This is a genomic window from Streptomyces sp. NPDC004752 (genome assembly GCF_053601275.1).
Map to the genome: position 1 here is coordinate 1 of NZ_JBSGBN010000146.1, position 25,363 is coordinate 25,363.

The window sequence follows — 25,363 nt, forward strand, 5'->3', positions numbered from 1 at the left end:
AACGGGGGGGCTGCCCGCCCCTTTGGGTCTCCCACCCCCGCGGTCCCCCCCCCCCGGGGCCCGAGTTTTTGGTGGCCCCTACGCCCCGCTGGGGCACGGCGGCTCCCCTCCCGGACCCGTAGAGCACCGACTCCAGGCCGGACACCAGGCGACGGACGTCGACCTGGGGGCGCACCACGAGCCGCAGGAAGCGGCTGGACGAACCGATCTTGTTGCCGCACTCGCGGACCAGGATCCGGTGCTCGGTGAGCATCCGGTCCCGGACCATGGTGCCCTCGGCGCCGACCGGCAGGCGTACGAAGAGGAAGTTGCCCTGGGAGGGATAGACGGTGAGACCCGGCAGGGCGGAGAGTCGGCTCGCCATTTCCAGTCGGTCCCGGCGCACCTGGAGCAGGCTCTGCGCGTACTCGGCGCCGTGCTCCTTCAGCATGAACACCACATGCTCAGCGAAGGAGTTGAGGTTCCACTTCGGCAGCATCGAGCGGATCCGGCCCGCGAGCGCCGGGTTCGCCACCAGGTAGCCGAAACGTATGCCGTGCAGGCCGAAGTTCTTGCCGAGGCTGCGCAGCACCACCACGTTGGGGCGCAGCATCGCCTCCTGGACGACGCTCGGTTCGGCCTCGGCGTCGGCGAATTCGAGGAACGACTCGTCGATCACCACCAGGTCCAGGTCGGCCATGGCGTCCATGAACTGCACGATCGCGTGCCGGTGCAGAAAGCCGCCGTCGGGGTTGTTGGGATTGCAGATGACCGCGGCCCGGGTGCCGCGCGCCCGGATGAACTCCGCGTACTGCGCGAGGTCCAGGGCGAAACCGCCGGATTCCTGGAGCGGGAACATGTCGACCCGCTTGCCGGTCTCCATCGGCTGGTCGGTCCAGCGGCCGAACGTGGGGACCGGGATGGCCAGGGACTCGCGGACCAGCAGATGGTCGATCCAGGTGATGAGTTCCGTGGAGCCGTTGCCCATCGCCACGCACTGCGGCGGCAGTTGGAGGAGGCTGCACAGCTCGGCGGTGATGGTGTCGGCGCTGCTCGGGTAGTACGTGATGATGTCCCGCAACCGGCCCGCCAGTTCCTCGAACATCGCCGGGGTGGGGAAGTAGGGGTTGCAGGGAATACAGAAGTCCACCGGCCCGGCCCCGTCGCCGCCCTCCCGCGTCAGCGCCGCCATCGACGGGCTGTGTGCCGCTGTGCTGCGGAACAACGAGGTGACGTTGTCGGCCATGGAACCTCCGTATGAGACGAGCCCGCGGGGACGACCGGGCTCGTCGTCTGTGGGTGGCCCGCGCGGGGGAGCACGGGCCACCCTTGGATACGGAGACGGCGGTGCCGCCGTTCACCTCATGTGAAAGAAATGTGTTCGCGTGACTGCCTTCGGCTCACTCACTCCCGCTCTCGCTCTCTCGCTCATGAACCGGACTTGCGCTTGTTCCATACGTCGAAGCCGACCGCCGCGAGCAGGGCGAGGCCCTTGATGACCTGCTGCCAGTCGGTGCCGACGCTCAGCAGGTTCATGCCGTTGTTCAGCACGCCGAGGACGAGACCGCCGATGATCGCGCCGAGTACGGTGCCGACACCGCCGCTCATGGACGCGCCGCCGATGAACGACGAGGCGATGGCCTCCAGTTCGAAGTTCAGGCCGGCCTTCGGCGAGGCCGCGTTCAGCCGGGCGGCGACCACCAGACCCGCCAGGGCCGCGAGCACGCCCATGTTCAGGAAGACGTAGAAGGTGACCTTCTTGTCCTTGACGCCGGACAGCTTCGCCGCCGGCAGGTTGCCGCCGATCGCGTAGATGTGGCGGCCGAAGACGGCGTTGCGCATCACATAGCCGTAGCCCACGACCAGCACGCCGAGGACGATCAGGATGATCGGGGCGCCCTGGTAGCTGGCGAGCAGCAGGGTGACCGCGAGGATCGCCGCGGCGATCGCGACCAGCTTCAGCAGGAACGCGTTGCGCGGCAGCACGTCCAGCGAGAACTCCTGCTGGCGCCCCCGGTCCCGCACCTCCTGGTAGATCACGAAGGCCAGCAGCGCGAGGCCCAACAGCAGGGTGAGATTGTGGTAGTTGGTGTGCGGGCCGGCCTCCGGCAGGAAGCCGTTGCCGAGCTTCTGCAGGCCGTCCGGGAACGGGCCGAGGGTCTGGCCCTTCAGGAAGATCTCCGTCAGACCGCGGAAGAGCAGCATGCCCGCCAGCGTCACGATGAACGACGGTATGCCGAGATACGCGATCAGTAAGCCCTGGACCGAACCGGCCACCGCGCCCACCAGCAGGCACAGCACCAGGGCGACGGGCCAGGCCACACCGTGCTGCACCATGAGCACGGCCGCGAACGCGCCCACGAACGCGGTGAGCGAGCCGACCGACAGATCGATATGGCCCGCGATGATCACCAGCATCATGCCGATGGCGAGGATCAGGATGTAGCTGTTCTGCAGCACCAGGTTGGAGACGTTGCGCGGCAGCAGCAGGTCGCCGCCGGTCCACACCTGGAACAGGACCACGATCAGGCCGAGCGCGATCAGCATGCCGTACTGGCGATTTTGGGGGCGCCGACCGTTCACCATCTGCGGGAGCCGCCCCCCCCGGGCGGCCGCGCCCCCGGCCCCCCCCCCGCCCTGGCGGGGGGGGGGCGCGGCCGGGAGCTTGTCGGTCACATCCGTGCTCATCGGGTCACCTCTTTGTCCTGGGTGTCCTTCGTCATCCGGCGCATCAGCACTTCCTGCGTGGCCTCGGCCCGCGGCACCTCACCGGTGAGCCGCCCGGCGGCCATGGTGTAGATCCGGTCGCACATGCCGAGCAGTTCGGGCAGCTCGGAGGAGATGAAGACGACCGCCTTGCCCTCGGCGGCGAGCCGGTCGATGACCGTGTAGATCTCGTACTTGGCGCCCACGTCGATGCCGCGCGTGGGCTCGTCCAGGATCAGCACGTCCGGACCAGCGAAGATCCATTTGCTGAGGACGACCTTCTGCTGGTTGCCGCCGGACAGCTTGCCGACCGGTTCGAAGACGGTCGGCGCCTTGATGTTCATGGACGTGCGGAAGCCCTCGGCGACCTGCCGCTCCTCGTGCTCGTCGACCACGCCCCGCCTGGCGACCTTGTGCAGCGCGGTCAGCGAGATGTTCCGGTTGATGGTGTCGAGGAGGTTGAGGCCGTAGTGCTTGCGGTCCTCGGTGACGTAGGCGATGCCGTGCCGGACCGCCTCGGCGACCGTCCTGGTGCGGATCTCCGCGCCGTCCTTGAGGACCGTGCCGCCCGCGTGCCGGCCGTAGGTACGCCCGAAGACGCTCATCGCCAGCTCGGTGCGGCCCGCGCCCATCAGGCCGGCGATGCCGACGATCTCCCCGCGCCGCACCTGGATCGACACATCGTCGACCACCTTGCGCTGCCGGTCGATCGGGTGGCGCACGGTCCAGTCGCGGATCTCCAGCGCCGGTGCCGCGTCCGGCTCGCCCGGGTACGGGGTGCGGTCGGGGAAGCGGTGGTCGAGGCCGCGGCCGACCATGCCGGAGATGATCCGGTCCTCGGTGGTCCCGGGCACCTTCACATCGAGGGTCTCGATGGACCGGCCGTCGCGCAGGATCGTCACCGAGTCGGCGACCCGGCGGATCTCGCCCAGCTTGTGGGAGATGATGACCGAGGTGATGCCCTGGTTCTTCAACTCCAGTATGAGATCGAGGAGTTTGCCGCTGTCCTCGTCGTTCAACGCCGCCGTCGGCTCGTCCAGGATAAGCAGCTTCACCTGCTTCGAGAGCGCCTTGGCGATCTCCACGAGCTGCTGCTTGCCCACGCCGATGTCGGCGATCCGGGTCTCGGGGTGGTCGGTCAGACCGACCCGGCGCAGCACCTCGGTGGCGTGCCGCAGGGTGTCCCGCCAGTCGATGAACCCGCGCGAGGCGTGTTCATTGCCGAGGAAGATGTTCTCGGCGAGGGACAGGAACGGCACCAGTGCCAGCTCCTGATGGATGATCACGATGCCGCGCCGCTCGCTGGCCCGGATGTCCCTGAAGGCGCACATCTCGCCCTCGAAGAGGATCTCGCCCTCGTAACTGCCGTGCGGATGCACGCCGGAGAGCACCTTCATCAGGGTCGACTTCCCGGCGCCGTTCTCCCCGCAGATGGCGTGGACCTCGCCCAGGCGGACGGTGAGGGTGACGTCCGACAGCGCCGTGACGCCGGGAAAGGTCTTGACGATCGAGCGCATTTCCAGGACGGGTCCCGCCATGGTTGTGCCCTTTCAGTCCGTTTCAGTCCGTTTCATTCCGTGGGTGAACCGGTGGGGGGACTAATTGAGTTCACCCGCCGTGTAGTAGCCGGTGTCGACGAGTTCCTTGGTGTAGTTGGTCTTGTCGACGCTCACCGGCTGGAGCAGATAGGCGGGCACGACCTTGGTGCCGTTGTCGTAGGTCTTGGTGTCGTTGACCTCGGGCTTCTTGCCGTTCAGCAGGTCGTCGACCATGGTCGTGGCGACCTTGGCGAGCTGCCGGATGTCCTTGTAGACGGTCTGCGTCTGCTCGCCCGCGATGATCGACTTCACCGACGCCAGCTCGGCGTCCTGGCCGGTGACGACCGGCAGCGGCTTGCCGGAGGAGCCGTAACCGTCGGACCTCAGCGCGGAGATGACACCGATGGAGATGCCGTCGTAGGGCGAGAGCACCGCGTCGACCCGGCCACTCCGGTAGGAGGAGGTGAGCAGGTCCTCCATGCGCTTCTGCGCGGTGGTGCCGTCCCAGCGCAGCGTGGTCACCTGGGTGAGCTTGGTCTGGCCGGACCTGACGACCAGCTTCTTGTCGTCGATGTACGGCTGGAGCACGCTCATCGCGCCGTTGAAGAAGTACTTGGTGTTGTTGTCGTCGTTGGAACCGGCGAACAGCTCGATATTGAACGGGCCCTTGCCGTCCTTCAGGCCCAGCTTGTCCACGATGAAGCCGGCCTGGAGCTCGCCGACCTTGGTGTTGTCGAAGGACGCGTAGTAGTCGACGTTCCGTGTGCCGAGGATCAGCCGGTCGTAGGAGACGACCGGGATCTTGGCGTCCGCGGCCTGCTGGAGCACGTTGTTCAGCGACTTGTTGTCGATGGCCGCGATGATCAGGCCCTTGACGCCCTGCGTGATCAGGTTCTCGATCTGCGAGACCTGCTGGTCGGGGTCGTCCTCGCCGTAGACCAGCTTGGTCCGGTAGCCCTTGGCCTTGAGGTTCTTGACAACGTTGGCACCGTCGGCGATCCAGCGTTCGGAGGACTTGGTGGGCATGGCGATGCCGATGGTGCCGCCCTTGGCGCTGTCCTTGTCCTCCTTCTTGCTGCCACCCTCGCTGTTCTGCCCGCAGGCGGACAGGGCGAGGGCGAGGGACGCGGCGCCGGCTATGAGGATGAGGGCGCTTTTATGAGTGCGCATGGTGATCGGCCCCTGTTCTTCTCGTCGTTGAGATGTTTGAGCGAGGTCGGTGAAGCGCCCCGTAAGGGGCGCGGGGAACGGCGCGACCAGCCACAGACGGCCCACAGCCCCGATCGGTCATCCGGTGGCACCATCGGTCGGGAACCGCTGAAGAAGCCCCGGCAGTCGGGAGCCGAGCGGCGCCATCGCGCCGTCCGCGCCGTGCCGGGCGAGCAGGTCGAGGGCGAGCCGGCCGCGCCGCACCCGCTCCCGGGCGGTGTCCAGGGCCACGTCCCGCAGATGAGCGCCCCACGGGTAGATGCCGGGGGCCCTGGACAGGCCGAACTTCAGATAGAGCGGTGCGCCGCGCCGGATCAGCTCGGCGACCTCGTACATCCGCACATAGCCGCCGAGGTCGTCGGGCGCCTCGACGTACATGTCCATGGGCGCGGCGGACACCCGGCGGATCTCGGTGAGATGATCGAGCGTCAGATCACTGGGCACGTTGACCGAGTCGGCGCCCAGCCGCTCGAAGACCGCGTACGACGCCGGGTTCACCGGCCCGACGAGCGCGGACACCTTGAGCGTGGTGTCGGCGGGGATGATCCCGGCGGTGCGCGCCCGGTGCAGCGTCCACAGCACGCCCTCGTCGGCGACCAGCAGGCAGGTGACGCCCAGCCCGGTGGCCCGGACGGCGTCCTCGACACAGCCGGCGACCGCGTCGTGGCCACGGGCGCGCAGTCCCGCGCCGCCCGAGCCGGAGCGCACCGAGCCGCCGATGTCCCAGGTGCCGCGTGGGCCGGTGAACAGGCAGAGTTCGATGGCGCGTTCGGCGGTGGCCTCGACCATCTCGGTGATCTCGGCGTCGGTCAGCATCCACACGCCGCTGCCCTGGCTGATGCGGTGGATCGGTACGTCGAGCCGCGAAGCCTCCTTGAGGACGACCGCCAGCGCCTCGGGACCCTCGCACGAGGGGATCTCGGTGCGCCAGCGACCGCCGCCGGGGAAGCTGTGGGGGGACGCGTCGGCGGGGTCGAGGGCGGGCGCGGCCAGGCCGAGGGCGGCGAGGGCCTGCTCACCGGGCCTGCGGGCTGCCGTTGCGGAAACGTCGATCACAAGCCGTCCTTAGCGTTCGATATATCGGACAAGGTTCGCGACTCAGGGCGTGCAGAGGGCCGGGGCAAGAGGCCGGGGGAAAGAGACCGGGAGTAAGGGGCTGAGGGCAAGGGGATGGGGGCAAGGGGCCGGGGGGTACGCCGGGACCGGCGCCCGATTGGTCACGCCGGGACCGGCATACGGCTAAGGACGGAGCAGCACCTTGCCCACCTTCGGATCGCCGGCCCCCACCAGCTCGATGGCCTGCGGGAAACCGGTCAACGGCAACTCGTGCGTGACCAGCGGCAGCGGGTCGAGCAGCCCGGCCCCGAACATCCGCACCGTGTGCGCCCAGGCGTCCGGCGGCGCCCCGAAGACGGTGTGCACCTCCAACTGCCGCACCACCAGGTCGGTCGGGTCGAGGCCGTCGGCACCCGGCGCCGGGATGCCGGTCAGGACCAGGCGTCCGCCGCGCCTGAGCAGCGCGGCGGCGGTGCGCGCGGCGGACGCGGACCCGGCGGTCTCCACGACGACGTCGAAGTCGTCGGGGAGCCGCTCGTCCTTCGTACGGAAGCCGGTGGCGCCGAACTGCCGGGCCAGCGGCTCCCGGTCCCGCCCCGTGCCGACCACCAGCAGCTCCGCCGGCGAGACCGCCCGCAGGAACTGCACGGCGAACATCCCGAGCGTTCCCGTGCCGACCACCGCGACCCGCTCGCCCGGCCGGGCGCCGACCCTGAGCGTGGCAGCGGCCACACAGGCGGCCGGCTCCAGGAGCGCCGCCGCGGTCAGGTCGGCGGTGTCCGGCAGGACGTGCAGCAGCCGGGCCGGCAGGGTGAGGGTGGCCGCCATGGCGCCCGGCTGGGTGAAGCCGGTCTCCTCGTAGCCCGCGGTGCACAGGGTGGTCTCGCCCGCGTGGCAGCGGTCGCACACCTGGCAGTTGCGGAAGCCCTCGCCTACGACCTTGCGGCCGGCCAGCGCCGTCGGCACCCCGGCGCCCACCGCCCGCACGGTTCCGGACCATTCGTGGCCGGGGGTCAGCGGGTAACGGACGTACCCCGCGGGCCGGTTGCCCTGGTACACCTCCCGGTCGCTGCCGCAGATGCCCACCGCGTGCACGGCGACCAGCGCCTCGCCGGGCCCGGGCGGGCGGGGCGTGTGCTCCTCGACCCGGTGCCCGCCCGGCGCCTCGACGACGACCTGCGCACTCACTTCGTGTCCTTCGGCCTGCGCTGCTCCCAGCCCTCGGCCCACAGGTCGAACCGGGCCTGCTGCTGCGGGAACTCGGCCGCCGCGTCGACGTCCAGCTCCACGCCGAGGCCGGGCGCTTCGGACAGCTGGAAGTAGCCGTCGACGACCTCGGGCGCACCCTTGACCACCTTCTTGATCTCCGCGTCGGCGAAGTCATTGAAGTGCTCAAGGATCTTGAAGTTGGGGGTGGCGAAGCCGACTTGGAGACTCGCCGCGGTCAGCACCGAGCCGCCGACGTTGTGCGGGGCGACGAGGACGTAGTGGGTCTCGGCGGTCGCGGCCAGCTTGCGGGTCTCCCAGATGCCGCCGAGGTGGCCGACGTCCGGCTGGATGATGTCGGCGGCCTGGCTCTCGAACAGCTCGTGGAACTCGATCCGGTCGTGGATCCGCTCGCCGGTGGCGACCGGCAGGTCCACCTTCTCGGCCACCTTCCGCAGCGCCTTCAGGTTCTCCGGAGGCACCGGCTCCTCCAGCCAGGCCGGCCTGAACGGGGCCAGCTCCCCGGCCAGTCGGACCGCGGTGGCGGGGGAGAAGCGGCCGTGCATCTCCAGCATCAGCTCGGTCTCCGGGCCGATGGCATCGCGTACGGCCTCGATGAGGGAGACGGCGTAGCGGGTCTGCGCCTGGTCGAGTTCGAAGTGACCGGTGCCGAACGGGTCGATCTTCAGGGCCCGGTAGCCGCGCGCCATGACCTCCTGCGCGGCCTTGTGGTAGGCATCCGGCGTGCGCTCGGTGGTGTACCAGCCGTTGGCGTACGCCTTGACCCGGTCGGTCACCTTGCCGCCGAGCAGTTGCCACACCGGGACTCCCAGCGCCTTGCCCTTGATGTCCCAGCAGGCCATCTCGACCACCGCGATCCCGGACATGACGATCTCACCGGCCCGGCCGTAGTCGCCGTACTTCATGCGGCGCACAAGGTCCTCGACGGCGAACGGGTCCGAGCCGAGAATGTGGTTGGCCTCGGCCTCGCGCAGATAGCCGAGCAGCGCGTCGGTGCGACCGAGCATCCGGGTCTCGCCGACTCCGGTGAGCCCTTCGTCGGTGTGCACCTGGAGGTAGGTCAGATTGCGCCACGGCGTCCCGACCACATGCGTGCTGATTCCGGTGATGCGCAAGGCAGTTACCCCTCAGCTGTCCTGTTCGAGATTTCGTCACGCGTTCGAAATGCTGGCGTGACAGTAAGGACGGGGCGGCGGGGGTGTCAATGGGGCGAACAGGTAACGGTTTCGGCAAGTCCTTCGACGGCTCTGTCGGCCTCCCACAGAACATTCACAGTCGCTCCCGGGAACGTGACCTGTGCGGAACCTAGTCTTCCGGCGTCATGGACTACTGCCACCCGTGCCGACGGCACCTCAACGGCGCCCTCGCCTGCCCGGGGTGCGGCACATCTCTCGGTGCGTGGGCTGGCGGTGCGTGGGCCGGCGGTGCGCGCGACGGCCACCACGACACGGATGGCACCGCCCCCGGGGCCGTCGTCATCGATGCCACTCATGCGGCCGATGACATCGACGGCGGCCGTGACGGCTACGAGGGCCCTGACGGCTACGAGGGCTACGACGGCTGTGGGGACCACGAGCGCAACGAAGGTCATGAGCGTCACGACGATCATGAGGGCCGCGAAGTCCGCGAGGGCCATGACGGCCATGAGGGCGAGGGCGGCGAGCCGGGCGGACGGGCGGTACGGCGCCGGGAGCAGGCGCGCGGCCGTGGTCGCGGCCGGGCGCGGGGAGCGATGGTCGAGGGACCGGCCGCGGGAGACACCGGCCGTCGCGACCGCAAGGCGGCGGCGCACCGCAGGCGCCGCCGCCGACGGATCCTGCTGATCACCGTCGGCTTCGTGCTGGCGGCCGGCGGCCTGAGCCTCGCCGAACTCGGCACGGACGCCCCGTTCTCCGTCCCGCGGCCCAGGGCGGCCGAGGAAAAGTCGGCGGATGGCGGCACCGCGAGCGCGGACCCGGACGGGTCGGCCCGGCCCGCGAGCGGCGGTACGGCCACCGTGGGCGCGGACGCCGCGGCCGCACCGGACGCCTCCGCGTCCCCGTCGGCGTCCAAGTCCGCGCAGGACAAGGCGTCCAACTCCCCGGACGGCAGCACCCGGGGCGCCCCGGACGAAGCGTCGGACAGCGGCGCGGACGGGACGTCGCAGGCGCCCGCCGCGACGCCGACGCGCGACCCGGGGAGCACCCCGCCCGGAGCCCCCGCCCCCTCCGCCCCGGCCCCCGCACCGTCCCCGCCCCACACATGCAACCGCGTCCTCTGGTGGTGCACCTGATCCGACCCGGCCGCGTCATCAGCCCCGAACCGGCTTACGGGCTACCGGTGTTGGGGGAGAGAGGGATGCTGCCTCCGGCCCTTGAACCGTTGCCGACCCGCACCTGCGACCGCTTCCTGCGATGGTGCACCCGACCCGACCCGACCCGGTCCGCCGTACCGCCCCCGGCCCTGATGTCGGCCGGCCCCGCATCACCGCCCCGGCGGCGGCAGCTCGGGTCCCGGGCCGGTGGGCGGACTGCCCGTGTTGGGCGGGTGGCCGGTGCTGCTCCCGCCCGTACACCCGGTCCCGGCATGCCCCGTGCGGGCGGTCCCGGATCGGCCATCCGGGGCATCGGTGACACCGACACCTCCTTGTCGCTGTTGAGTCGGACAGGTACATCTCGCCGTACCGATCTCAGGAACCACCGAGGAGGTACGCGTGCGCCCCACCGCAAGAGCCGTTCCCCCGAGCCCCGTTCTGATCGCCGCCGTCCCTCTGGCCGCCCCGACCACCCTGGCCGCCCCCGCCCCCGCCGGCGCCGGTCGCTCCGGTTCACCGGCCTCCGGCCGGGCGTGCGGGGCGATCAGTCCTACGCGGCCGGAAACCCGCTGGTCTCCAGACACCGGCGGGCGCTGCGCGACGGCACCGGCGGGCCGGACGCACCGGCGGAACGGATGCGGCGGCGGGCCGGGCACGGCCCCGGGACGGATGCGGCGGTGGAACGGACGCACCGGCGGGACGGGCATCGGTGGTGAGCGGCCCGCACGCCGTGCCGTTCGGCACCGAACCCCTCTTCCGGAACCATCCGAAGGGGGAATTCGCCCAGCTGGCAAGGGCATTGTTCGCCGTGGGAGCGGTGAGCGGCACTTCAGTCGAGGAGAGCGGATGACGCAGCAGATCACCGTCCACGGCACGGTCGCCGACGGTTTCGAGGCGGTGCGCGAGGAGTTCACCGCATTCGCCGCCGGGGAACCCCCGGACTACGAAGGGCAGTTGTGCGCGTATGTGCACGGACGGCGGGTCGTCGACCTGTGGGCGGGCGAGGGGACCGACGGGGACTCCCTGTACGGCGTGTACTCGGCCACCAAGGGCGCGGCACACCTCGTGGTGGCGCTGCTCGTCCAGGACGGCACCCTGGAGCTGGACCGCAAAGTCACCTACTACTGGCCCGAGTTCGCCGCCGAGGGCAAGGGCGCCCTGACCCTGCGCGACCTGCTCGCGCACCGGGCGGGGCTGGTCGGCACCGATTCCGGGTTCACCCTGGCGGAGCTGGCCGACGACCGGGCGATCGCCGAACGGCTCGCCGACCAGCGGCCGTTCTGGCGGCCCGGCGTGGCCTTCGGCTATCACGCCCTGGTCATCGGCGCGCTGACCGGCGAGGTGGCGCGGCGGGCCACCGGCCGGACCCTCCAGGACCTGTACGAGGAACGGGTCCGCGCCCCGTACGGCCTGGACTTCCACCTCGGGCTGCCCGCCGCCCGGGAGTCGCGCTACCGCCCGGCGCAGCCGATGCTGCCGACCCCCGAGCAACGGGAGCTGCTGGACGCGCTGTTGAGCCCGCCGCACACGCTGCAGGCCATCGCGTTCAACCGGCACGGCGCGGAGCCGACCGACCTGGCGACCCTGCCGAACCACCGGGTGATCCGCGCCAAGGGCCCCGCCTCGGTCGGCGGCGTCGCCTCCGCGCGTGGGCTCGCGGGGCTGTACGCGGCGATGATCAGCGAGCTGGCCGAGCAGGCGCAGCTGCTGAAGCCGGACACGGTGGCGGAGTTCGGGCAGTTCCACTCCGTGGGCTATGACCTGGTGGCCCGCGGCCACAAGGCGTACGGGCTGGGCTTCCAGGCGACCGCCGACACCTGGCACCCGTTCCTGGGCGTCGGGGCGGTCGGGCACAGCGGTGCGGGCGGCTGCCAGGCGTTCGCGGACCCGCGCAGCGGTCTCGCCTACGGCTACACCCGCCGCCGGTGCGCCTTCCCGGGCGGGGCGGCACCGGAGAACGACCGGCTGGCCAGGGCCGTACACACGGCGGCCCTGGCGCGCTGACCGGCGCGCCCGGACGGCCAGAGGCCGCACCCCACACCCAGAGGCCGCACCGCACGCCCGGAGGCCGCCCCCACGTCCATGGGTGCGGCCTCCGTGATGTGCGACGACCGGCGTCCTGCGGGTGTCCTGCGGGTGTCCTGCGGGCGTCACGGTGTCAGAGCTTGACGAGCATCTTCCCGGTGTTGTCGCCACGCAGCACGCCGAGGAAGGCGTCCAGACTGTTCTCGATGCCCTGCACGACGGTCTCGCGGTACTTCAGCCGCCCGCCGGCGACCCACGGCCCGACCTCCTGGACGAACTGCGGCTGGAGGTCGTAGTGGTCGCCGACCAGGAAGCCCTCGATCCGGCCGCGGGTCGCGATGAGGCGGGCCAGGTTCCGCGGGCCGGGGGCCGGTTCGGTGTTGTTGTAGACGGAGATCATCCCGCAGATCGCGATCCGGCCGCGCAGGTTGAGCGCGCCGACGGCGGCCTCCAGGTGCTCGCCGCCGACGTTGTCGAAGTACACGTCGATGCCGTCGGGGGCGGCGGTCCCTAGCTGCTCGGCCACCGGGCCGTTGCGGTAGTTGAAGGCGGCGTCGAAGCCGTACTCCTCGACCAGCAGCCGCACCTTCTCGTCGGAGCCCGCCGAGCCGATGACCCGCGAGGCCCCCTTGAGCCGGGCGAGCTGCCCCACCTGACTGCCCACGGCGCCGGCCGCGCCGGAGACGAACACGGCGTCGCCCTCCTTGAACGCGGCGGTGCGCAGCAGCCCGGCGTAGGCGGTGAGTCCGGTCATGCCAAGAACGCCGAGGTAGGCGGAGAGCGGCGCGGCCCCGGGGTCGACCCGCACGGTCCGCGCCGCGTCCACGGCGGCGTACTCGCGCCAGCCGAAGTGGTGCAGCACATGGTCGCCGACGGCGATCCCGTCGGCCTGCGAGGCGACGACCTCGCCGACCGCGCCGCCCAACATGACCGCGCCCAGCCGGTACGGCTCGGCATACGACTTGGCGGCGCTCATCCTGCCGCGCATGTACGGGTCGACGGAGAGGTACACGTTCCGCACCAGCACCTGACCCTTGCCCGGCGTCGGGATCTCCGTCTCGACCAGGTCGAAGTCCTCGGGCTTCGGCCAGCCGACCGGGCGGCTGAGCAGGTGCCATTCGCGGTTGACCATGACAGGGCCTTTCCATTTACTTCAGAAGCTGAAACAATCGTGCGCCTGAATATTTCATGATGTCAAGTAACCGGGTTACCTTGAAGGACATGCCCACCCCGTCGCAGGCCCCTCCAGCGAATCCATCCAATCCATCGAATCCATCGAAGGCCCCTCGCCCCGACGCCTTGACCCTGGAGGTCGTCGAGCTCATCGGGGATGTCGTGGCCCGCTTCTACGCCGACTACGAGGCGGCGGCGGGCGAGCACGCCCTGACCGGGCCGCAGGCGCGGCTGCTGAGCCTGCTGTCACTGGAGCCGCTGCCGATGCGGAGGCTGGCGCAGCGGCTGAAGTGCGAGCCGTCGAACATCACCGGGATCGTGGACCGGCTGGAGGCCCGCGGACTGGCCGAGCGCCGCCCCGACCCGGCCGATCGCCGGGTGAAACTCGCGGCGGCCACGGACGAGGGCCGCCGGGTCGCCCGCGACCTCCGCGACGGCCTCCGCTTCGCCCGCGAACCCCTGGCGGCCCTCACCACCGAGGAACGCCAAGCGCTCCGCGACCTGTTGCGCCGGATGGCACAGGCGGACACCGCCTGACGCCCCCCACCGACGGGGTCGGCGCGGTCCGCGGGACGGAGACCGCTTCCCGCTGTGCCCGCGCGTGCCGGGGGAGGGGGTCGGTAGGGTTCGGGTATGCGTGATCTCGGGGTGGGTTTCGGTTATCTCCTCAAGGGCCAGCGGTGGGTGGGCCGACACGGCAGGCAGTTCGGGTTCGGGCTGCTGCCCGGCCTGATCACCCTCGTCCTCTACGCGGCGGCCCTGGTCACGCTCGCGGTCTGGGGCGGGGACTTCGTCGCCTGGGCCACTCCCTTCGCCGACGACTGGTCGAGCCCGTGGCAGGGCCTGTTCCGCGGCCTCCTCACCGCCGTGCTCTTCGCCCTCGGCCTGCTGCTGTCCGTGCTGACCTTCACCGCGGTCACCCTCCTGGTCGGCCAGCCCTTCTACGAGAGCATCTCCGAGGCGGTGGACCGGGACGTGTCGCCCGACGGCACCGCCCCCCAGTCCGGCCTGCCCCTCTGGCGCGACCTGTGGGTCTCGGCCCGCGACAGCCTGCGCATCCTGGTCCGGGCCGCCGTCTGGGGCATTCTGCTGTTCGCCCTCGGCTTCGTCCCCGTCGTCGGCCAGACGGTCGTCCCGGTGATCGGCTTCTTCGTCACCGGGTTCTTCCTCACCGAGGAACTCGCCGCGGTCGCCCTCCAGCGCCGCGGCGTCGAACTCCGCGAGCGCCTCGCCCTGCTCCGCTCCCGCAAGCTGCTGGTCTGGGGCTTCGGCACCCCCCTCGGCCTGGCCTTCCTGGTGCCGTTCGTCGCGGTGTTCCTGATGCCGGGCGCGGTCGCCGGCGCGACGCTCCTCGCCCGGGACCTGCGCGGCGAGGAGATCACAGAAGGCGCCGCGGACGCCGAAGACGCCGGTGACGCCGAAGACGCCGAGGACTCGGACGGCGCCGCGCACGCCCCGCGCACCCCGCACGACGCGGCCGGGTCCGGGCGGACCCAGGTCACCCCTTGAGCACCGCCCCCGCCGCCACCGTCAGGACCACCCGCACCTGACCGATCCCACACCTGACCGATCCGTTCCCGTCGCCGAACTCCGGCACCGGCGTCGCACGGTAGGCGATCTCGTCGGACGGGTGGTCGCCGCCGCCCCGGCCCAGGCCGTCGAGCCGAGTGTCGGACCGTCCGGCCGTACGACGGGATCCGTGCCGCCCGCCGGGGTCTCGGTGACCGTCGTGGTGTCGTAGTCGCCGTCCACTGCGCCCGGCTCGTCGGCTCGGTGACCGGAAACCGGCCCCGCCAGGCGCTGTTGGAGCGCTCCACGTCGATCGGGGCGCCCCGCGTCGAAGCGCCCCACCCGGCCGCCCCACCCGACCGCCCTGCCCGGCCTGGCTCACCGTCGCGAACGGGTCCACCGCCGACGGATACGGCCGCAGGGCCCGCTCCACTTCACCGTCCGGTCCGCGAAGTCCTGCCGGCGCACCGGGAGCACGCCCGTCTCCCCACGCCGTCTCCACGCACGCGGGCCCCGCCGCCCTCTCGATCGCGACCCCCGTACCGAGGCTCGTCGGCCGACCCGGGGGCTAACCCCGGACCCCGAACCCGTACACCGTCTCCGACCGGTACGTCGCGCCCGGCCTCAGCTCGGTGCTCGGGAAGTCCGGGCGGTTCGGGGAGTCCGGGAAATGCTGGGTCTCCAGCGCCACCCCGTCACCCGGAGCGAAGGGATCGCCCAGGTGGTCGGCGGTGTACAGCTGGATGCCCGGCTCGGTCGTCGCCACGGTCAACAGCCGCCCGGACGCCGGGTCGTGCAGCTCGCCCACCTCGACCGGGGTGTCCGTGACGCCCTTGTCGAGGACCAGGTTGTGGTCGTAGCCGGCGCCGACCTTGCGCGCCGTGCGGAAGTCGAACCGGGTGCCCGTCACGTCCTTGAGCGCCCCGGTCGGGATCAGATCCGCGTCGACCGGGGTGAACCGGGAGGCGGCGAGCCGCAGTTCGTGTCCGCCCGCGTTGCCGCCGCCGGCCAGGTTGAAGTAGCTGTGGTTGGTCAGGTTGACCAGGGTCGGCGCGTCGGTCACCGCCTCGTACCCGATCCGCAGCGCGCCGGACGCGTCCAGCGCGTAGGTCACCGCGACCTCCAGACGGCCCGGGAAGCCCTGCTCGCCGTGCGGGCTCACACGCGTCAGACGCACGCCGTGCTCGACCGGCTCCGCGTCCCACACCCGCTTGTCGAAGCCGCGCTCCCCGCCGTGCAGGGAGTTGGGGCCGTTGTTCGGCTCCAGCGCGTAGACCATGCCGTCCAGCGGGAATCGGGCGCCCGCGATCCGGTTGGCGTAGCGGCCGACCACGGCGCCGACGAACGGCTCCGGATGGGCGACATAGCCGTCGAGGGCGGCGAACCCCAGCACGACGTTCGCCGTACGTCCGTCCCGGTCCGGGACCTCCACGGACTGCACGATCCCGCCGTACGTCAGGATCCGCACCCGCACCCCGGCGCGCTCCAGCGTCCAGCGGTGGACCCGGGCGCCGTCGGAAAGTGTGCCGAAGCGTTCGCTCATGTGGGAAACCCTAGGTCAAGGGTTCAGCGCCGTGACGGTCCGGTAGGCGATCGTCGCGAGCCGCTGCTGACCGTCCTTGCTCGGATGGAACCAGTCCCAGTGGCTGAGCTGCTCGGTGGTGAAGTCGTAGTCGAAGACGGCGCCCCCGTCGAAGCGGCACCGCCGGTCCTTGACGCACACCTCCTCCAGCACCGAGTTGTATGCCTCCACCCGGTCCTGCACCTTGTCCCGGCGCTTCGTGGCCGCCGTGTCCAGGGCGTCCGCGTCGCTCAGCATCGACGGGCAGATGCCCAGCTTCCACACCTGTCTGCCGAGCGGGTTGGTCCGGCCCTGCGACCACAGCCGTTTGAGGTTCGGCACGCTCGCCACGTACACCTGCGTCTTCGGCAGCGCAGCGCGCAGCGTCGCCATCGCCTCCTCGAACCCCTCACGGAAGCGGGTCACCGAGGTCATCGCCGAGGTCGTGGCCCGGCAGGCGTCGTTGGCCCCGATCATCACCGTCACCAACTCGGGCGCGCGCGTCACCGCCTGCGTCATCTGGTCGGCGAGGTCACGCACCCGGGCGCCGGTCACCGCGTAGTTCCAACTGCTCTCGGCCGCCCGGGTCCGCCCCAGCAGCCGGACTGCCAGGCTGTCCAGTTGGGAGCTGGTGCCGGTCGCCCAGGACACCTCGGGACAGTCCGACAGCACCGTGCACGCGTCGAAGCCGCGGGTGATGGAGTCACCGACGGCGGCGATCGAGGCGGGGTTGCGGTTCCACACCAGGGCCGCCCGCGCCTTGGTGCCGCCCGGCGCCGGGGACTTGTCGCCCGCGGCCTCGCACCCCACGGCGCCCAGCACCGCCGCCAGCACGACGGCGAGGGCGGCTCGTGAACGCCGGCGTCGGTTTCGCATGCCCTGGTCCATCCCCTTGTCGTGCCGTCGGCGTGCCGTCATGGCCCGTTGTGGTCGGTCGTGGTCCGTAGTGCCGTCGTGGTCCCCAACCCATAACAACGCGCGAGGGTTCCCGGCGGGCGGCATGCAACGTCTCACACCCGTACAAGCGTCCCCCTGGGTGAATGGCGGGGTTTCCTGGCGCCGGGACGGACGGTACGTCACACTCCGCCCGTCGCCGCACGGTAGCCTCGCCATCAACGCGGCCGTCGCGTCACAGCCGCCCAGCCAGTCCGCACCCTGTCCCGCTCAGCCCGGAGGTCCCGGTGACGACACGTGGAGTTCTGTACGTGCACTCCGCGCCGCGCGCGCTGTGCCCGCACGTCGAGTGGGCCGTCGCCGGGGTGCTCGGCACCCGCGTCAGCCTCGACTGGATCCGGCAGCCCGCCGCCCCCGGCACCTGGCGCTCGGAGTTCTCCTGGCAGGGCGAGGCCGGCACCGCCTCCAAGTTGGCGTCCGCGCTGCGCGGCTGGCACCTGTTGCGCTTCGAAGTCACCGCCGAACCCTGCCCCACGGCCGAGGGCGAGCGCTACAGCTGCACCCCCGACCTCGGCATCTTCCACGCCGTCACCGGCATCCACGGCGACATCCTGATCCCCGAGGACCGGCTGCGCGCCGCGCTGACGCGGTCTCAGCGCGGCGAGACGGACCTGGAGGCGGAGATCGCCAAGCTGCTCGGCAAGCCCTGGGACGACGAGCTGGAACCCTTCAGATACGCAGGCGAGGGCGCCCCGGTCCGCTGGCTCCACCAGGTGGTATAGCACCCCGCAGAGGACGCGCGGCTGTGTTCATATGCGGCTCCGCCGCGATGGGGGTCCCCCTGTTCGAGCGAATCCGAGAACTTGGGGGAGCGACCAGCCCCCACAATCCCGCACCCGGCAATGCTCCAGACCCATGAACGGCGCGTTTCCATAGGGGCGCGGGGCTGTGTCCATATGCGGCTCCGCCGCGATGGGGGTCCCCCCTGTTCGAGCGAAGCCGAGAACTTGGGGGAGCGATCAGCCCCCACGCACCCGCACCCGGCGGCACAACCGAACCCCCAACGGCGAATGGCCCGGCCTCCAGTTCAGGAGGCCGGGCCATTCGCCGTTACGGTCGGCGTCAGACCGTCAAACTGTCAGACCGTCCGGAACGCCAGCACCACGTTGTGCCCGCCGAACCCGAACGAGTTGTTCAGCACGGCGATCCGGCCCTCGGGAAGCTGTCGCGCCTCCCCGCGGACCACGTCCGCGGCGAGTTCCGGGTCGGGGTCGTCGAGGTTGATGGTGGGCGGCGCCGTCCGGTTGACCAGCGCGAGCACCGAGGCGACGGTCTCGATGCCGCCGGCGCCGCCGAGCAGATGACCGGTCATCGACTTGGTCGCGGAGATCGCCATGTGGTCGACGTCATCGCCGAACACCTTCCGCAGCGCCTTGATCTCGGCGATGTCGCCCTGCGGGGTCGAGGTGGCATGCGCGTTGACGTGCATGATCTCGGCCGGCTTCAGGTCGTTGTTGTCGAGCAGGTTCTGCAGCGCGTGCGCGATGCCGTTGCCGGACGGCTCGGGCTGCGTGATGTGGTGGCTGTCCGCGGAGATGCCCTGGCCGATCGCCTCGGCGTAGATCCGGGCGCCGCGGGCCTTCGCGTGCTCCTCGGACTCCAGGACGATCACGCCGGAACCCTCGCCGAGGACGAAGCCGTCCCGGCCGGCGTCGTAGGGACGCGAGGCGCCCTGCGGGTCGTCGTTGTTCTTGGACATCGCCATCATGTTGCCGAACGCGACGATGGGCAGCGGATGGAGGGCCGCCTCCGTGCCACCCGCGACGACGATGTCGGCGCGGCCGGTGCGGATCATCTCGATGGCGTAGCCGATGGCCTCCGCGCCCGAGGCGCAGGCCGAGACCGGGGTGTGCACCCCGGCGCGGGCACCCAGCTCGATCCCGACGTTGGCGGCGGGGGAGTTGGGCATCAGCATCGGCACGGTGTGCGGGGAGACACGGCGTACGCCCTTCTCCTTGAGCACGTCGTACTGGTCGAGGAGCGTGGTCACACCGCCGATGCCGGAGGCGATGACCGCACCCAGCCGGTCGGGGTTCACGGACGAGTCCGTACCGGCCCTGGCGGTGAAACCGGCGTCCTTCCAGGCTTCCTGAGCGGCGATCAGCGCGAACTGCGCGGACCGGTCCAGCTTGCGGGCCTGCGGGCGGGGGATGATCTCGCCCGGTTCGACGGCGATCTGTGCGGCGATACGGACCGGCAGGTCGGCGGCCCAGTCCTGCTTGAGCAGGGAGACGCCGGACGTGCCGGCGACCAGGGCCTTCCAGGTAGAGGCTGCGTCGCCACCCAGCGGTGTGGTTGCGCCGATACCGGTGACGACCACGGTGCGATTGGTCGGGCTCACGGGAATTCTTCTCCAACGGATGCGGGATTCAACGGCGCCACCGCCGGGTGGCGGGGCATTACGGCCTCGGGCCTGGGGGCTGACTCAGCCCTGGTGCTTGAGGATGTAGTCGGTCGCGTCGCCGACGGACTTGAGGTTCTTGACGTCCTCGTCCGGGATCTTGACGTCGAAGCGCTCTTCGGCGGCGACGACGACCTCGACCATGGACAGCGAGTCGACGTCCAGGTCGTCGGTGAAGGACTTGTCCAGCTGGACGTCCTCAACCGGGATGCCGGCGATCTCGTTCACGATGTCGGCGAGACCGGCGACGATCTCTTCCTGAGTGGCGGCCATGTCAGGCGCTCCTTCTTCGATATCCAGACGGGTTGGTGGCGCCCGCCGCGTCAGCGGCAGGTGTTGCTGAGCCGTACCGGATGCATGATCCGGCACGGAGTGCCTAGGGGAGGGTAACGACCGTGGCGGCGTAGACGAGACCCGCCCCGAATCCGATGACGAGCGCGGTGTCGCCGCTCTTCGCCTCGCCGGTCGCCAGGAGCCGCTCCATCGCGAGCGGGATCGAGGCGGCCGACGTGTTGCCGGTGGTGCGGATGTCACGGGCGACCGTGACATGCTCCGGCAGTTTGAGGGTCTTCACCATCGAGTCGATGATCCGCACATTGGCCTGGTGCGGGATGAAGACGTCCAGGTCGTCCGGGGTGATCCCGGCCGCGTCCAGCGCCTGCTGAGCGACCTTCGCCATCTCGAACACGGCCCAGCGGAACACCGCCTGGCCTTCCTGGGTGATCGCGGGGAACTTGACGTTGCCCTCGCTGTCGAGGGGGAGTTCGGAGACATCGCCGATCCGGAAGCGGTTCCAGGGCACGGTCTGCCTGATCGTATCGGCCTTGTCGCCCTCGGAGCCCCACACGGTCGGGCCGATCGCGGGTTCCTGCGAGGGGCCGACCACTACGGCACCCGCGCCGTCACCGAACAGGAAGGCCGTCGCCCGGTCCTCCAGGTCGGTCAGGTCGGAGAGCCGCTCGACGCCGATGACCAGCACGTACTCCGCCGAACCCTCGACGACCATGCCCTTGGCGAGGGTGAGGCCGTAACCGAAGCCGGCGCAGCCCGCCGAGATGTCGAAGGCGGCGGCCCGGTCCGTGCCCAGCTTGTCGGCGATCTCGGTGGCCACGGCCGGGGTCTGGCTGAAGTGCGAGACGGTCGACACGACGACGGCGCCGATCTGCTCGGCGGAGATCCCCGAGTCCGCGATCGCCTTGCCGGCGGCCTCGATCGACATCGCGGCGACCGTCTCGTCCGGGCCCGCCCAGTGCCGGCTCTCGATGCCGGAGCGCGAACGGATCCACTCGTCGGAGGACTCGATCCGCTCCAGGATCACCTCGTTGGGCACGACCCGGGTCGGGCGGTAGCCGCCGACACCGAGGATGCGCGCGTACGGGGCGCCCTTGCTGGGCTTGATCTTCGACATGGTCGGTACGGCTCCTTAGGCGGGCGCGTGCTCGGAGACCAGCTCCCGGGCCGCGTCGAGGTCGTCGGGGGTCTTCAGGGCCAGCGTCCGGACACCGGGCAGGGCGCGCTTGGCCAGGCCGGTCAGCGTGCCGCCGGGGCACACCTCCAGCAGCGCGGTGACGCCCAGCTCCTTGAACGTCTCCATGCACAGGTCCCAGCGGACCGGGTTGGCGACCTGGCCGACCAGCCGGTCCAGCACCTCGGTGCCGGCGGCGACGGCCCGGCCGTCCTTGTTGGAGATGTAGGCGACCTTCGGGTCGGCGGGCGCGAGGTCCACGGCGGCCTTCGCCAGCGCCTCGACCGCCGGCGCCATATGACGGGTGTGGAAGGCGCCGGCCACCTTGAGCGGGACGACCTTGCGAACGCCCTCGGGCTTGTCCTCGGCCAGCGCGGCCAGTTGCTCCAGTGTGCCCGCGGCGACGATCTGACCCGCGCCGTTGATGTTCGCCGCGGTCAGACCCAGCTTCTCCAGATGTGCCACGGACACCTCGGGGTCGCCGCCGAGCAGCGCGGACATGCCCGTCGCGGTGATCGCGGCGGCGTCCGCCATCGCCAGCCCGCGCCTGCGCACGAGGATCAGCGCGGCGGTGTCGTCCAGCACACCGGCGTACGCGGCCGCCGTGATCTCGCCGACGCTGTGTCCGGCGACGGCGCCGGGCGAGATGTCACCCAGTGCCGCGGCGGACAGAATCCCGGCGGCGACCAGCAGCGGCTGGGCCACCGCGGTGTCGCGGATGGCGTCCGCGTCGGCCTGGGTGCCGTAGTGGAGCAGGTCCAGTCCGATGGCGTCGGACCACGCGGCGACGCGGTCCGCGGCACCGGGGAGTTCGAGCCAGGGAGTCAGGAAGCCGGGCGTCTGGGAGCCCTGGCCGGGAGCGACGAGTACGAGCACTCTCACACTCTCTCTTGGGGACGGCCGGGGCCGCCCGTGGGGACAAGGACGAAGAACGCGAGGGGGTTTTGTAGGTCTCCGACAAAAGGCTAGAGCTGAAGATCTCCATCGGCCAGACGCCCCAGGATCAGCGCGATCCGCAGCGTGAACGCGGATCGTACATCGGACGGTGACCAACCGGTGACGTCTGTCACACGTCGGAGCCGGTAGCGCACGGTATTCGGGTGAACGAACAGCATGCGTGCGGCGCCCTCCAGGCTGCTCGCCTGCTCCAGATAGACACTCAAGGTTTCCAACAGGGCCGAGCCGGCCTCTTCGAGCGGTCTGTAGATCTCCTCCACCAGCTGCTCGCGGGCGCTCGGATCACCCGCGATGGCGCGCTCCGGAAGCAAATCGTCCGCCAGGACCGGGCGCGGTGCGTCCTGCCAGGCGGAACATGCCTTCAGGCCCGCCGCGGCGGCCTGCGCGGACCGGGTCGCGGCCAGCAGATCGGGCACCACGGGCCCGGCCACGACGGGGCCCGCGGCGAACGGGCCGATCAGCGACTTGGCGACGGCCAGCGGGTTGTCGCTGCCACCGGCGATCACGACCAGCCGGTCCCCGAGTACCCCGGTGAGCACCTGGAGCTTGGCGTGCCGGGCGGCCCGCCGAATGGCCTCCACGGTCAGTTCGCTGTCCCCGTCCGGCGCGGTCCCGAGCACGACACACACGTGCTCGGGGGAGTTCCAGCCGAGCGCGGCGGCCCGGCTGACGGCGCCCTCGTCGGCCTCCCCGCTGAGCACGGCGTTGACCACCAGGGATTCGAGCCGCGCGTCCCAGGCGCCGCGGGCCTCGGCCGCCTGCGCGTACACCTGGGCGGTGGCGAAGGCGATCTCACGGGCGTACACGAGCAGCGCCTCGCGCAGCACGGCCTCGTCGCCGGGCGCGGCCACCTCGTCGATGGCCGACTCCATGACCTCGATGGTGGTCCGCACCATCTCGACGGTCTGACGCAGTGTGATGGCCCGGGTCAGCTCGCGTGGCGCGGTGCCGAAGACATCGGTGGAGATGGCCTGCGGGGCGTCCGGGTGCCGGAACCACTCGGTGAACGCGGCGATACCGGCCTGGGCCACGAGCCCGATCCAGGATCGGTTCTCCGGGGGCATGGCCCGGTACCACGGCAGTGTCTCGTCCATCCGGGCGATGGCCTGGGCGGCGAGGCTGCCGGACGACTTCTCCAGCCGCCGCAGGGTCGCGGAGTGCGGGTGGACGCCGTGCGCTGCGGGTTCGGGCTTGCGGGATTCGGGTTCGGGCACGGTGACAAGACTGCCTCATCCGGACGGTTGCGTGTCGCCGGGGCGCTCAGCGGCGGCGCCTTGCGCGGACGGCCGGTCGGTGGGGGGTGGTTTCGGCCGTTGCCGGGGTGCGGGTGGTGGTGGGTTGATCGCGCAGTTCCCCGCGCTCCTATGGGGGTGGGTTGTTTGTGGATTTGGGGCGTTGCCGGGTGCGGGTGGTGGTGGGCTGGTTGCGCAGTTCCCCGCGCCCCTATCGCTATCGGGGCGGGGCGCGTTCCGCGGTGGCGTCGGGTGTCGATGCAGTTCCGTGCTTCTTTGGGGGCGGGGCTACCGTGGGGGTGTGATGGACGTCAGGCGCGCTGGTGAGCGTTATCCGGGTGGGGACGCGCGGGCCGGGATCGACTCCCGGCATGCCTTCTCCTTCGGTCCGCACTACGACCCCGACAACCTCCGCTTCGGCGCGCTCGTCGCGTGCAACGAGGAGCGGCTCGCCCCCGGCGCCGGTTTCGACGAGCATCCGCACAGCCACACCGAGATCGTCACCTGGGTCGTCGAGGGCGAGCTGACCCACCGTGACTCGACGGGCCACCGGACGGTGGTGGGTCCGGGCGATGTCCAGCGCCTCAGCTCCGCCACCGGCGTCCGCCATGTCGAGCGCAACGACGGCCCGGTGCCGCTGACCTTCGTCCAGATGTGGCTGGCCCCGTCGGACCCCGGCGGCGCCCCCGCCTACGAGATCGTCCGGGGCATCGCCGACTCCACCCCGTACGCCCTCCCCGGGGCCCGCGCGATGCTGCACGTACGACGGCTGCTGCCCACGGAGCGCACGGCGGTGCCGGACGCCGCGTATGTGTACCTCCATGTGGTGCGCGGAGAGGTCCGGTTGGCGGGGGAGCGGCTGGAACCGGGCGACTCGGCCCGTCTCACGGACGCGCGGGATCTGGCGGCGGTGGGGGTGACGGCGGCGGAGCTGCTGCTGTGGGAGATGGGGGCGTGAGCGCTCCGCTGGGTAGGGCCGCGATGTGCCGTCGTTCGTTCGGCTGTGGCGCCGTTGTGGCTGGTCGCGACTTCCCCGCGCCCCTTTGGCGTCGGGGCGCTGTCGGACCGCAGCGGGCTTCGCCGGACCTGCTCAGCCCATGCTTGGCCCGCCGGAAAGTGGTCCGCCCCGGTGGGGCTCAGTCGCGTAGTTCCGAGAGCACCGCGTCGGTGAACACCGGCCACGCCTCGACCGCCCAGGGGCCGAAGGCGCGGTCGGTCAGTGCGACGCCCGCCGCCCGGGCGTCCGGGTCGATCCACAGGAACGTACCGGACTGCCCGAAGTGCCCGAAGGTGCGCGGGGAGGACGAACCGCCCGTCCAGTGCGGCGACTTGGCGTCCCGTATCTCGAAGCCGAGCCCCCAGTCGTTCGGGTTCTGGTGTCCGTACCCCGGCAGGACGCCCTTGGTACCCGGGTACTGCACGGTCATCGCCTGCGCGACCGTCCGCGGATCCAGCAGCCGGGGCGCCTGCACCTCCGCCGCGAACCGCAGCAGGTCCGCCACCGTCGACACCCCGTCCTTCGCGGGCGAGCCCTCCAGCGAGGTGTCCGTCATGCCCAGCGGCTCCAGCACCGCCTGCCGCAGATACTCGGCGAACGGGATGTCGGTCGCCTTGGCGATATGGTCGCCGAGCTGTTCGAAGCCGGCGTTGGAGTACAGCCGCCGCGCCCCGGCCGGTGCGGTCACCCGATGCTCGTCGAAGGCCAACCCGGAGGTGTGGGCGAGCAGATGACGGACCGTCGAGCCGGGCGGGCCCGCCGGTTCGTCGAGTTCGATCGCCCCCTCCTCGTACGCGACGAGCGCCGCGTACGCCGCGAGCGGCTTGGTGACCGAGGCCAGCGGGAAGCGCAGCCCGACCGGCCCATGGGTCCCCGGCACCACACCGTCGGCCCGCACCACACCCGCCGCCGCGGTCGGCACCGGCCAGCTCTCTATCAACGCAAGACTCCGCAACGTCATGCCGCCGAGCTTAGAGCTCCGAACAGAATGGGCGCCCGGCGTGCGACGCCTGGCACGCACTCCCCCAGCCTTCGGCCGGGAGGTGCCCCCACGCGGCGTTGCCGAAACGCCCTGGTAGCT

At 71.1% G+C, this 25,363-nt stretch carries 22 protein-coding genes and 2 pseudogenes; 7 read left to right on the forward strand and 17 right to left on the reverse strand.

All coding sequences use genetic code 11. From position 1 onward, the window contains the following. The 7 genes from ACWEKM_RS39010 to ACWEKM_RS39040 form a co-directional block, all read right to left on the reverse strand. Positions 1 to 1,225 (reverse strand): pyridoxal phosphate-dependent aminotransferase (locus tag ACWEKM_RS39010; protein ID WP_451626035.1); only part of this gene is annotated, 1,225 nt, incomplete at its 3' end. 182 nt (positions 1,226 to 1,407) lie between these two features. Then, positions 1,408 to 2,667: a multiple monosaccharide ABC transporter permease gene (gene mmsB / locus ACWEKM_RS39015; RefSeq protein WP_451626036.1), complete on the reverse strand. Its 1,260-nt coding sequence runs from the start codon at positions 2,665 to 2,667 to the stop codon at positions 1,408 to 1,410. Further along, entirely contained in the window at positions 2,664 to 4,223 is a 1,560-nt protein-coding gene (mmsA, locus tag ACWEKM_RS39020; RefSeq protein ID WP_451626037.1) for a multiple monosaccharide ABC transporter ATP-binding protein, read from the reverse strand. The genes mmsB and mmsA overlap by 4 nt, the downstream gene beginning before the upstream one ends. Positions 4,224 to 4,283: 60 nt before the next feature. Continuing rightward, complete coding sequence (gene chvE / locus ACWEKM_RS39025; protein ID WP_451626038.1) at positions 4,284 to 5,393, reverse strand: multiple monosaccharide ABC transporter substrate-binding protein; 1,110 nt, start codon at positions 5,391 to 5,393, stop codon at positions 4,284 to 4,286. Between the two features lie 117 nt (positions 5,394 to 5,510). Next, the gene (locus ACWEKM_RS39030) at positions 5,511 to 6,488 is read right to left on the reverse strand and encodes a hypothetical protein (RefSeq protein WP_451626039.1); all 978 of its coding nucleotides are present in this window, start codon (positions 6,486 to 6,488) and stop codon (positions 5,511 to 5,513) included. A gap of 183 nt (positions 6,489 to 6,671) precedes the next feature. Further along, on the reverse strand, positions 6,672 to 7,676 hold the full coding sequence (locus tag ACWEKM_RS39035) for a zinc-dependent alcohol dehydrogenase (RefSeq protein ID WP_451626040.1): 1,005 nt from the start codon (positions 7,674 to 7,676) through the stop codon (positions 6,672 to 6,674). Then, positions 7,673 to 8,830, reverse strand: a complete 1,158-nt coding sequence (locus ACWEKM_RS39040) for a mandelate racemase/muconate lactonizing enzyme family protein (protein WP_451626041.1) — start codon at positions 8,828 to 8,830, stop codon at positions 7,673 to 7,675. Before ACWEKM_RS39040 ends, ACWEKM_RS39035 begins: the two co-directional genes overlap by 4 nt. Positions 8,831 to 9,036: 206 nt before the next feature. Here ACWEKM_RS39040 and ACWEKM_RS39045 point away from each other — a divergent pair, with 206 nt between their 5' ends. The 3 genes and pseudogenes from ACWEKM_RS39045 (at position 9,037) to ACWEKM_RS39055 (ending at position 12,012) form a co-directional block, all read left to right on the forward strand. After that, positions 9,037 to 9,987: an SCO2400 family protein gene (locus ACWEKM_RS39045; protein ID WP_451626042.1), complete on the forward strand. Its 951-nt coding sequence runs from the start codon at positions 9,037 to 9,039 to the stop codon at positions 9,985 to 9,987. Between the two features lie 533 nt (positions 9,988 to 10,520). After that, positions 10,521 to 10,858: pseudogene (locus ACWEKM_RS39050) on the forward strand (hypothetical protein); the annotation flags it as partial. After that, positions 10,855 to 12,012: a serine hydrolase domain-containing protein gene (locus ACWEKM_RS39055; protein ID WP_451626043.1), complete on the forward strand. Its 1,158-nt coding sequence runs from the start codon at positions 10,855 to 10,857 to the stop codon at positions 12,010 to 12,012. The pseudogene ACWEKM_RS39050 and the gene ACWEKM_RS39055, both read left to right, overlap by 4 nt. Positions 12,013 to 12,166: 154 nt before the next feature. Here ACWEKM_RS39055 and ACWEKM_RS39060 read toward each other — a convergent pair whose 3' ends face one another. Further along, positions 12,167 to 13,165 (reverse strand): NADP-dependent oxidoreductase, encoded by a 999-nt coding sequence (locus ACWEKM_RS39060; RefSeq protein ID WP_451626044.1) that lies wholly within the window; start codon positions 13,163 to 13,165, stop codon positions 12,167 to 12,169. A gap of 89 nt (positions 13,166 to 13,254) precedes the next feature. On the opposite strand from ACWEKM_RS39060, the gene ACWEKM_RS39065 reads away from it, so the two are divergent. Continuing rightward, the gene (locus ACWEKM_RS39065; protein WP_451626045.1) at positions 13,255 to 13,743 is read left to right on the forward strand and encodes a MarR family winged helix-turn-helix transcriptional regulator; all 489 of its coding nucleotides are present in this window, start codon (positions 13,255 to 13,257) and stop codon (positions 13,741 to 13,743) included. 96 nt (positions 13,744 to 13,839) lie between these two features. After that, complete coding sequence (locus tag ACWEKM_RS39070) at positions 13,840 to 14,715, forward strand: EI24 domain-containing protein (RefSeq protein WP_451626046.1); 876 nt, start codon at positions 13,840 to 13,842, stop codon at positions 14,713 to 14,715. Here ACWEKM_RS39070 and ACWEKM_RS39075 read toward each other — a convergent pair. The 3 genes and pseudogenes from ACWEKM_RS39075 to ACWEKM_RS39085 form a co-directional block, all read right to left on the reverse strand. Further along, positions 14,705 to 15,157 (reverse strand): annotated as a pseudogene (locus ACWEKM_RS39075) (pyroglutamyl peptidase); the annotation flags it as partial. The gene ACWEKM_RS39070 and the pseudogene ACWEKM_RS39075 overlap by 11 nt on opposite strands. 126 nt (positions 15,158 to 15,283) lie before the next feature. Next, a complete protein-coding gene (locus tag ACWEKM_RS39080) occupies positions 15,284 to 16,258 on the reverse strand; it encodes an aldose epimerase family protein (protein ID WP_451626047.1) in 975 nt (324 codons plus the stop codon). 15 nt (positions 16,259 to 16,273) lie between these two features. Continuing rightward, positions 16,274 to 17,152, reverse strand: coding sequence for an SGNH/GDSL hydrolase family protein (locus ACWEKM_RS39085; protein ID WP_451626048.1), 879 nt, complete (start codon positions 17,150 to 17,152; stop codon positions 16,274 to 16,276). Positions 17,153 to 17,457: 305 nt separating this feature from the next. On the opposite strand from ACWEKM_RS39085, the gene ACWEKM_RS39090 reads away from it, so the two are divergent. Further along, positions 17,458 to 17,952 carry a DUF3145 domain-containing protein gene (locus tag ACWEKM_RS39090; protein WP_330340336.1) on the forward strand — a complete coding sequence of 165 codons (495 nt, stop codon included), beginning with the start codon at positions 17,458 to 17,460 and terminating at the stop codon, positions 17,950 to 17,952. A gap of 356 nt (positions 17,953 to 18,308) precedes the next feature. Here ACWEKM_RS39090 and fabF read toward each other — a convergent pair whose 3' ends face one another. From fabF to fasR, 5 genes are all read right to left on the reverse strand, one after another. Continuing rightward, positions 18,309 to 19,571, reverse strand: a complete 1,263-nt coding sequence (gene fabF / locus ACWEKM_RS39095; RefSeq protein ID WP_451626049.1) for a beta-ketoacyl-ACP synthase II — start codon at positions 19,569 to 19,571, stop codon at positions 18,309 to 18,311. Positions 19,572 to 19,655: 84 nt separating this feature from the next. Next, positions 19,656 to 19,904, reverse strand: a complete 249-nt coding sequence (locus ACWEKM_RS39100; protein ID WP_451626050.1) for an acyl carrier protein — start codon at positions 19,902 to 19,904, stop codon at positions 19,656 to 19,658. A 103-nt stretch (positions 19,905 to 20,007) separates the two neighbouring features. Further along, positions 20,008 to 21,039, reverse strand: a complete 1,032-nt coding sequence (locus ACWEKM_RS39105) for a beta-ketoacyl-ACP synthase 3 (protein ID WP_451626051.1) — start codon at positions 21,037 to 21,039, stop codon at positions 20,008 to 20,010. Between the two features lie 15 nt (positions 21,040 to 21,054). Continuing rightward, on the reverse strand, positions 21,055 to 21,972 hold the full coding sequence (locus ACWEKM_RS39110) for an ACP S-malonyltransferase (protein WP_451626052.1): 918 nt from the start codon (positions 21,970 to 21,972) through the stop codon (positions 21,055 to 21,057). 89 nt (positions 21,973 to 22,061) lie between these two features. Next, entirely contained in the window at positions 22,062 to 23,267 is a 1,206-nt protein-coding gene (fasR, locus tag ACWEKM_RS39115; protein WP_451626053.1) for a fatty acid biosynthesis transcriptional regulator FasR, read from the reverse strand. A 322-nt stretch (positions 23,268 to 23,589) separates the two neighbouring features. Between fasR and ACWEKM_RS39120 the strand changes: the two genes are divergently transcribed. Beyond that, the gene (locus tag ACWEKM_RS39120) at positions 23,590 to 24,243 is read left to right on the forward strand and encodes a pirin family protein (protein WP_451626055.1); all 654 of its coding nucleotides are present in this window, start codon (positions 23,590 to 23,592) and stop codon (positions 24,241 to 24,243) included. Between the two features lie 178 nt (positions 24,244 to 24,421). On the opposite strand, the gene ACWEKM_RS39125 is transcribed toward ACWEKM_RS39120, so the two are convergent. Continuing rightward, entirely contained in the window at positions 24,422 to 25,243 is an 822-nt protein-coding gene (locus ACWEKM_RS39125; protein ID WP_451626054.1) for a serine hydrolase domain-containing protein, read from the reverse strand. Between the last annotated feature and the right edge of the window lie 120 nt (positions 25,244 to 25,363).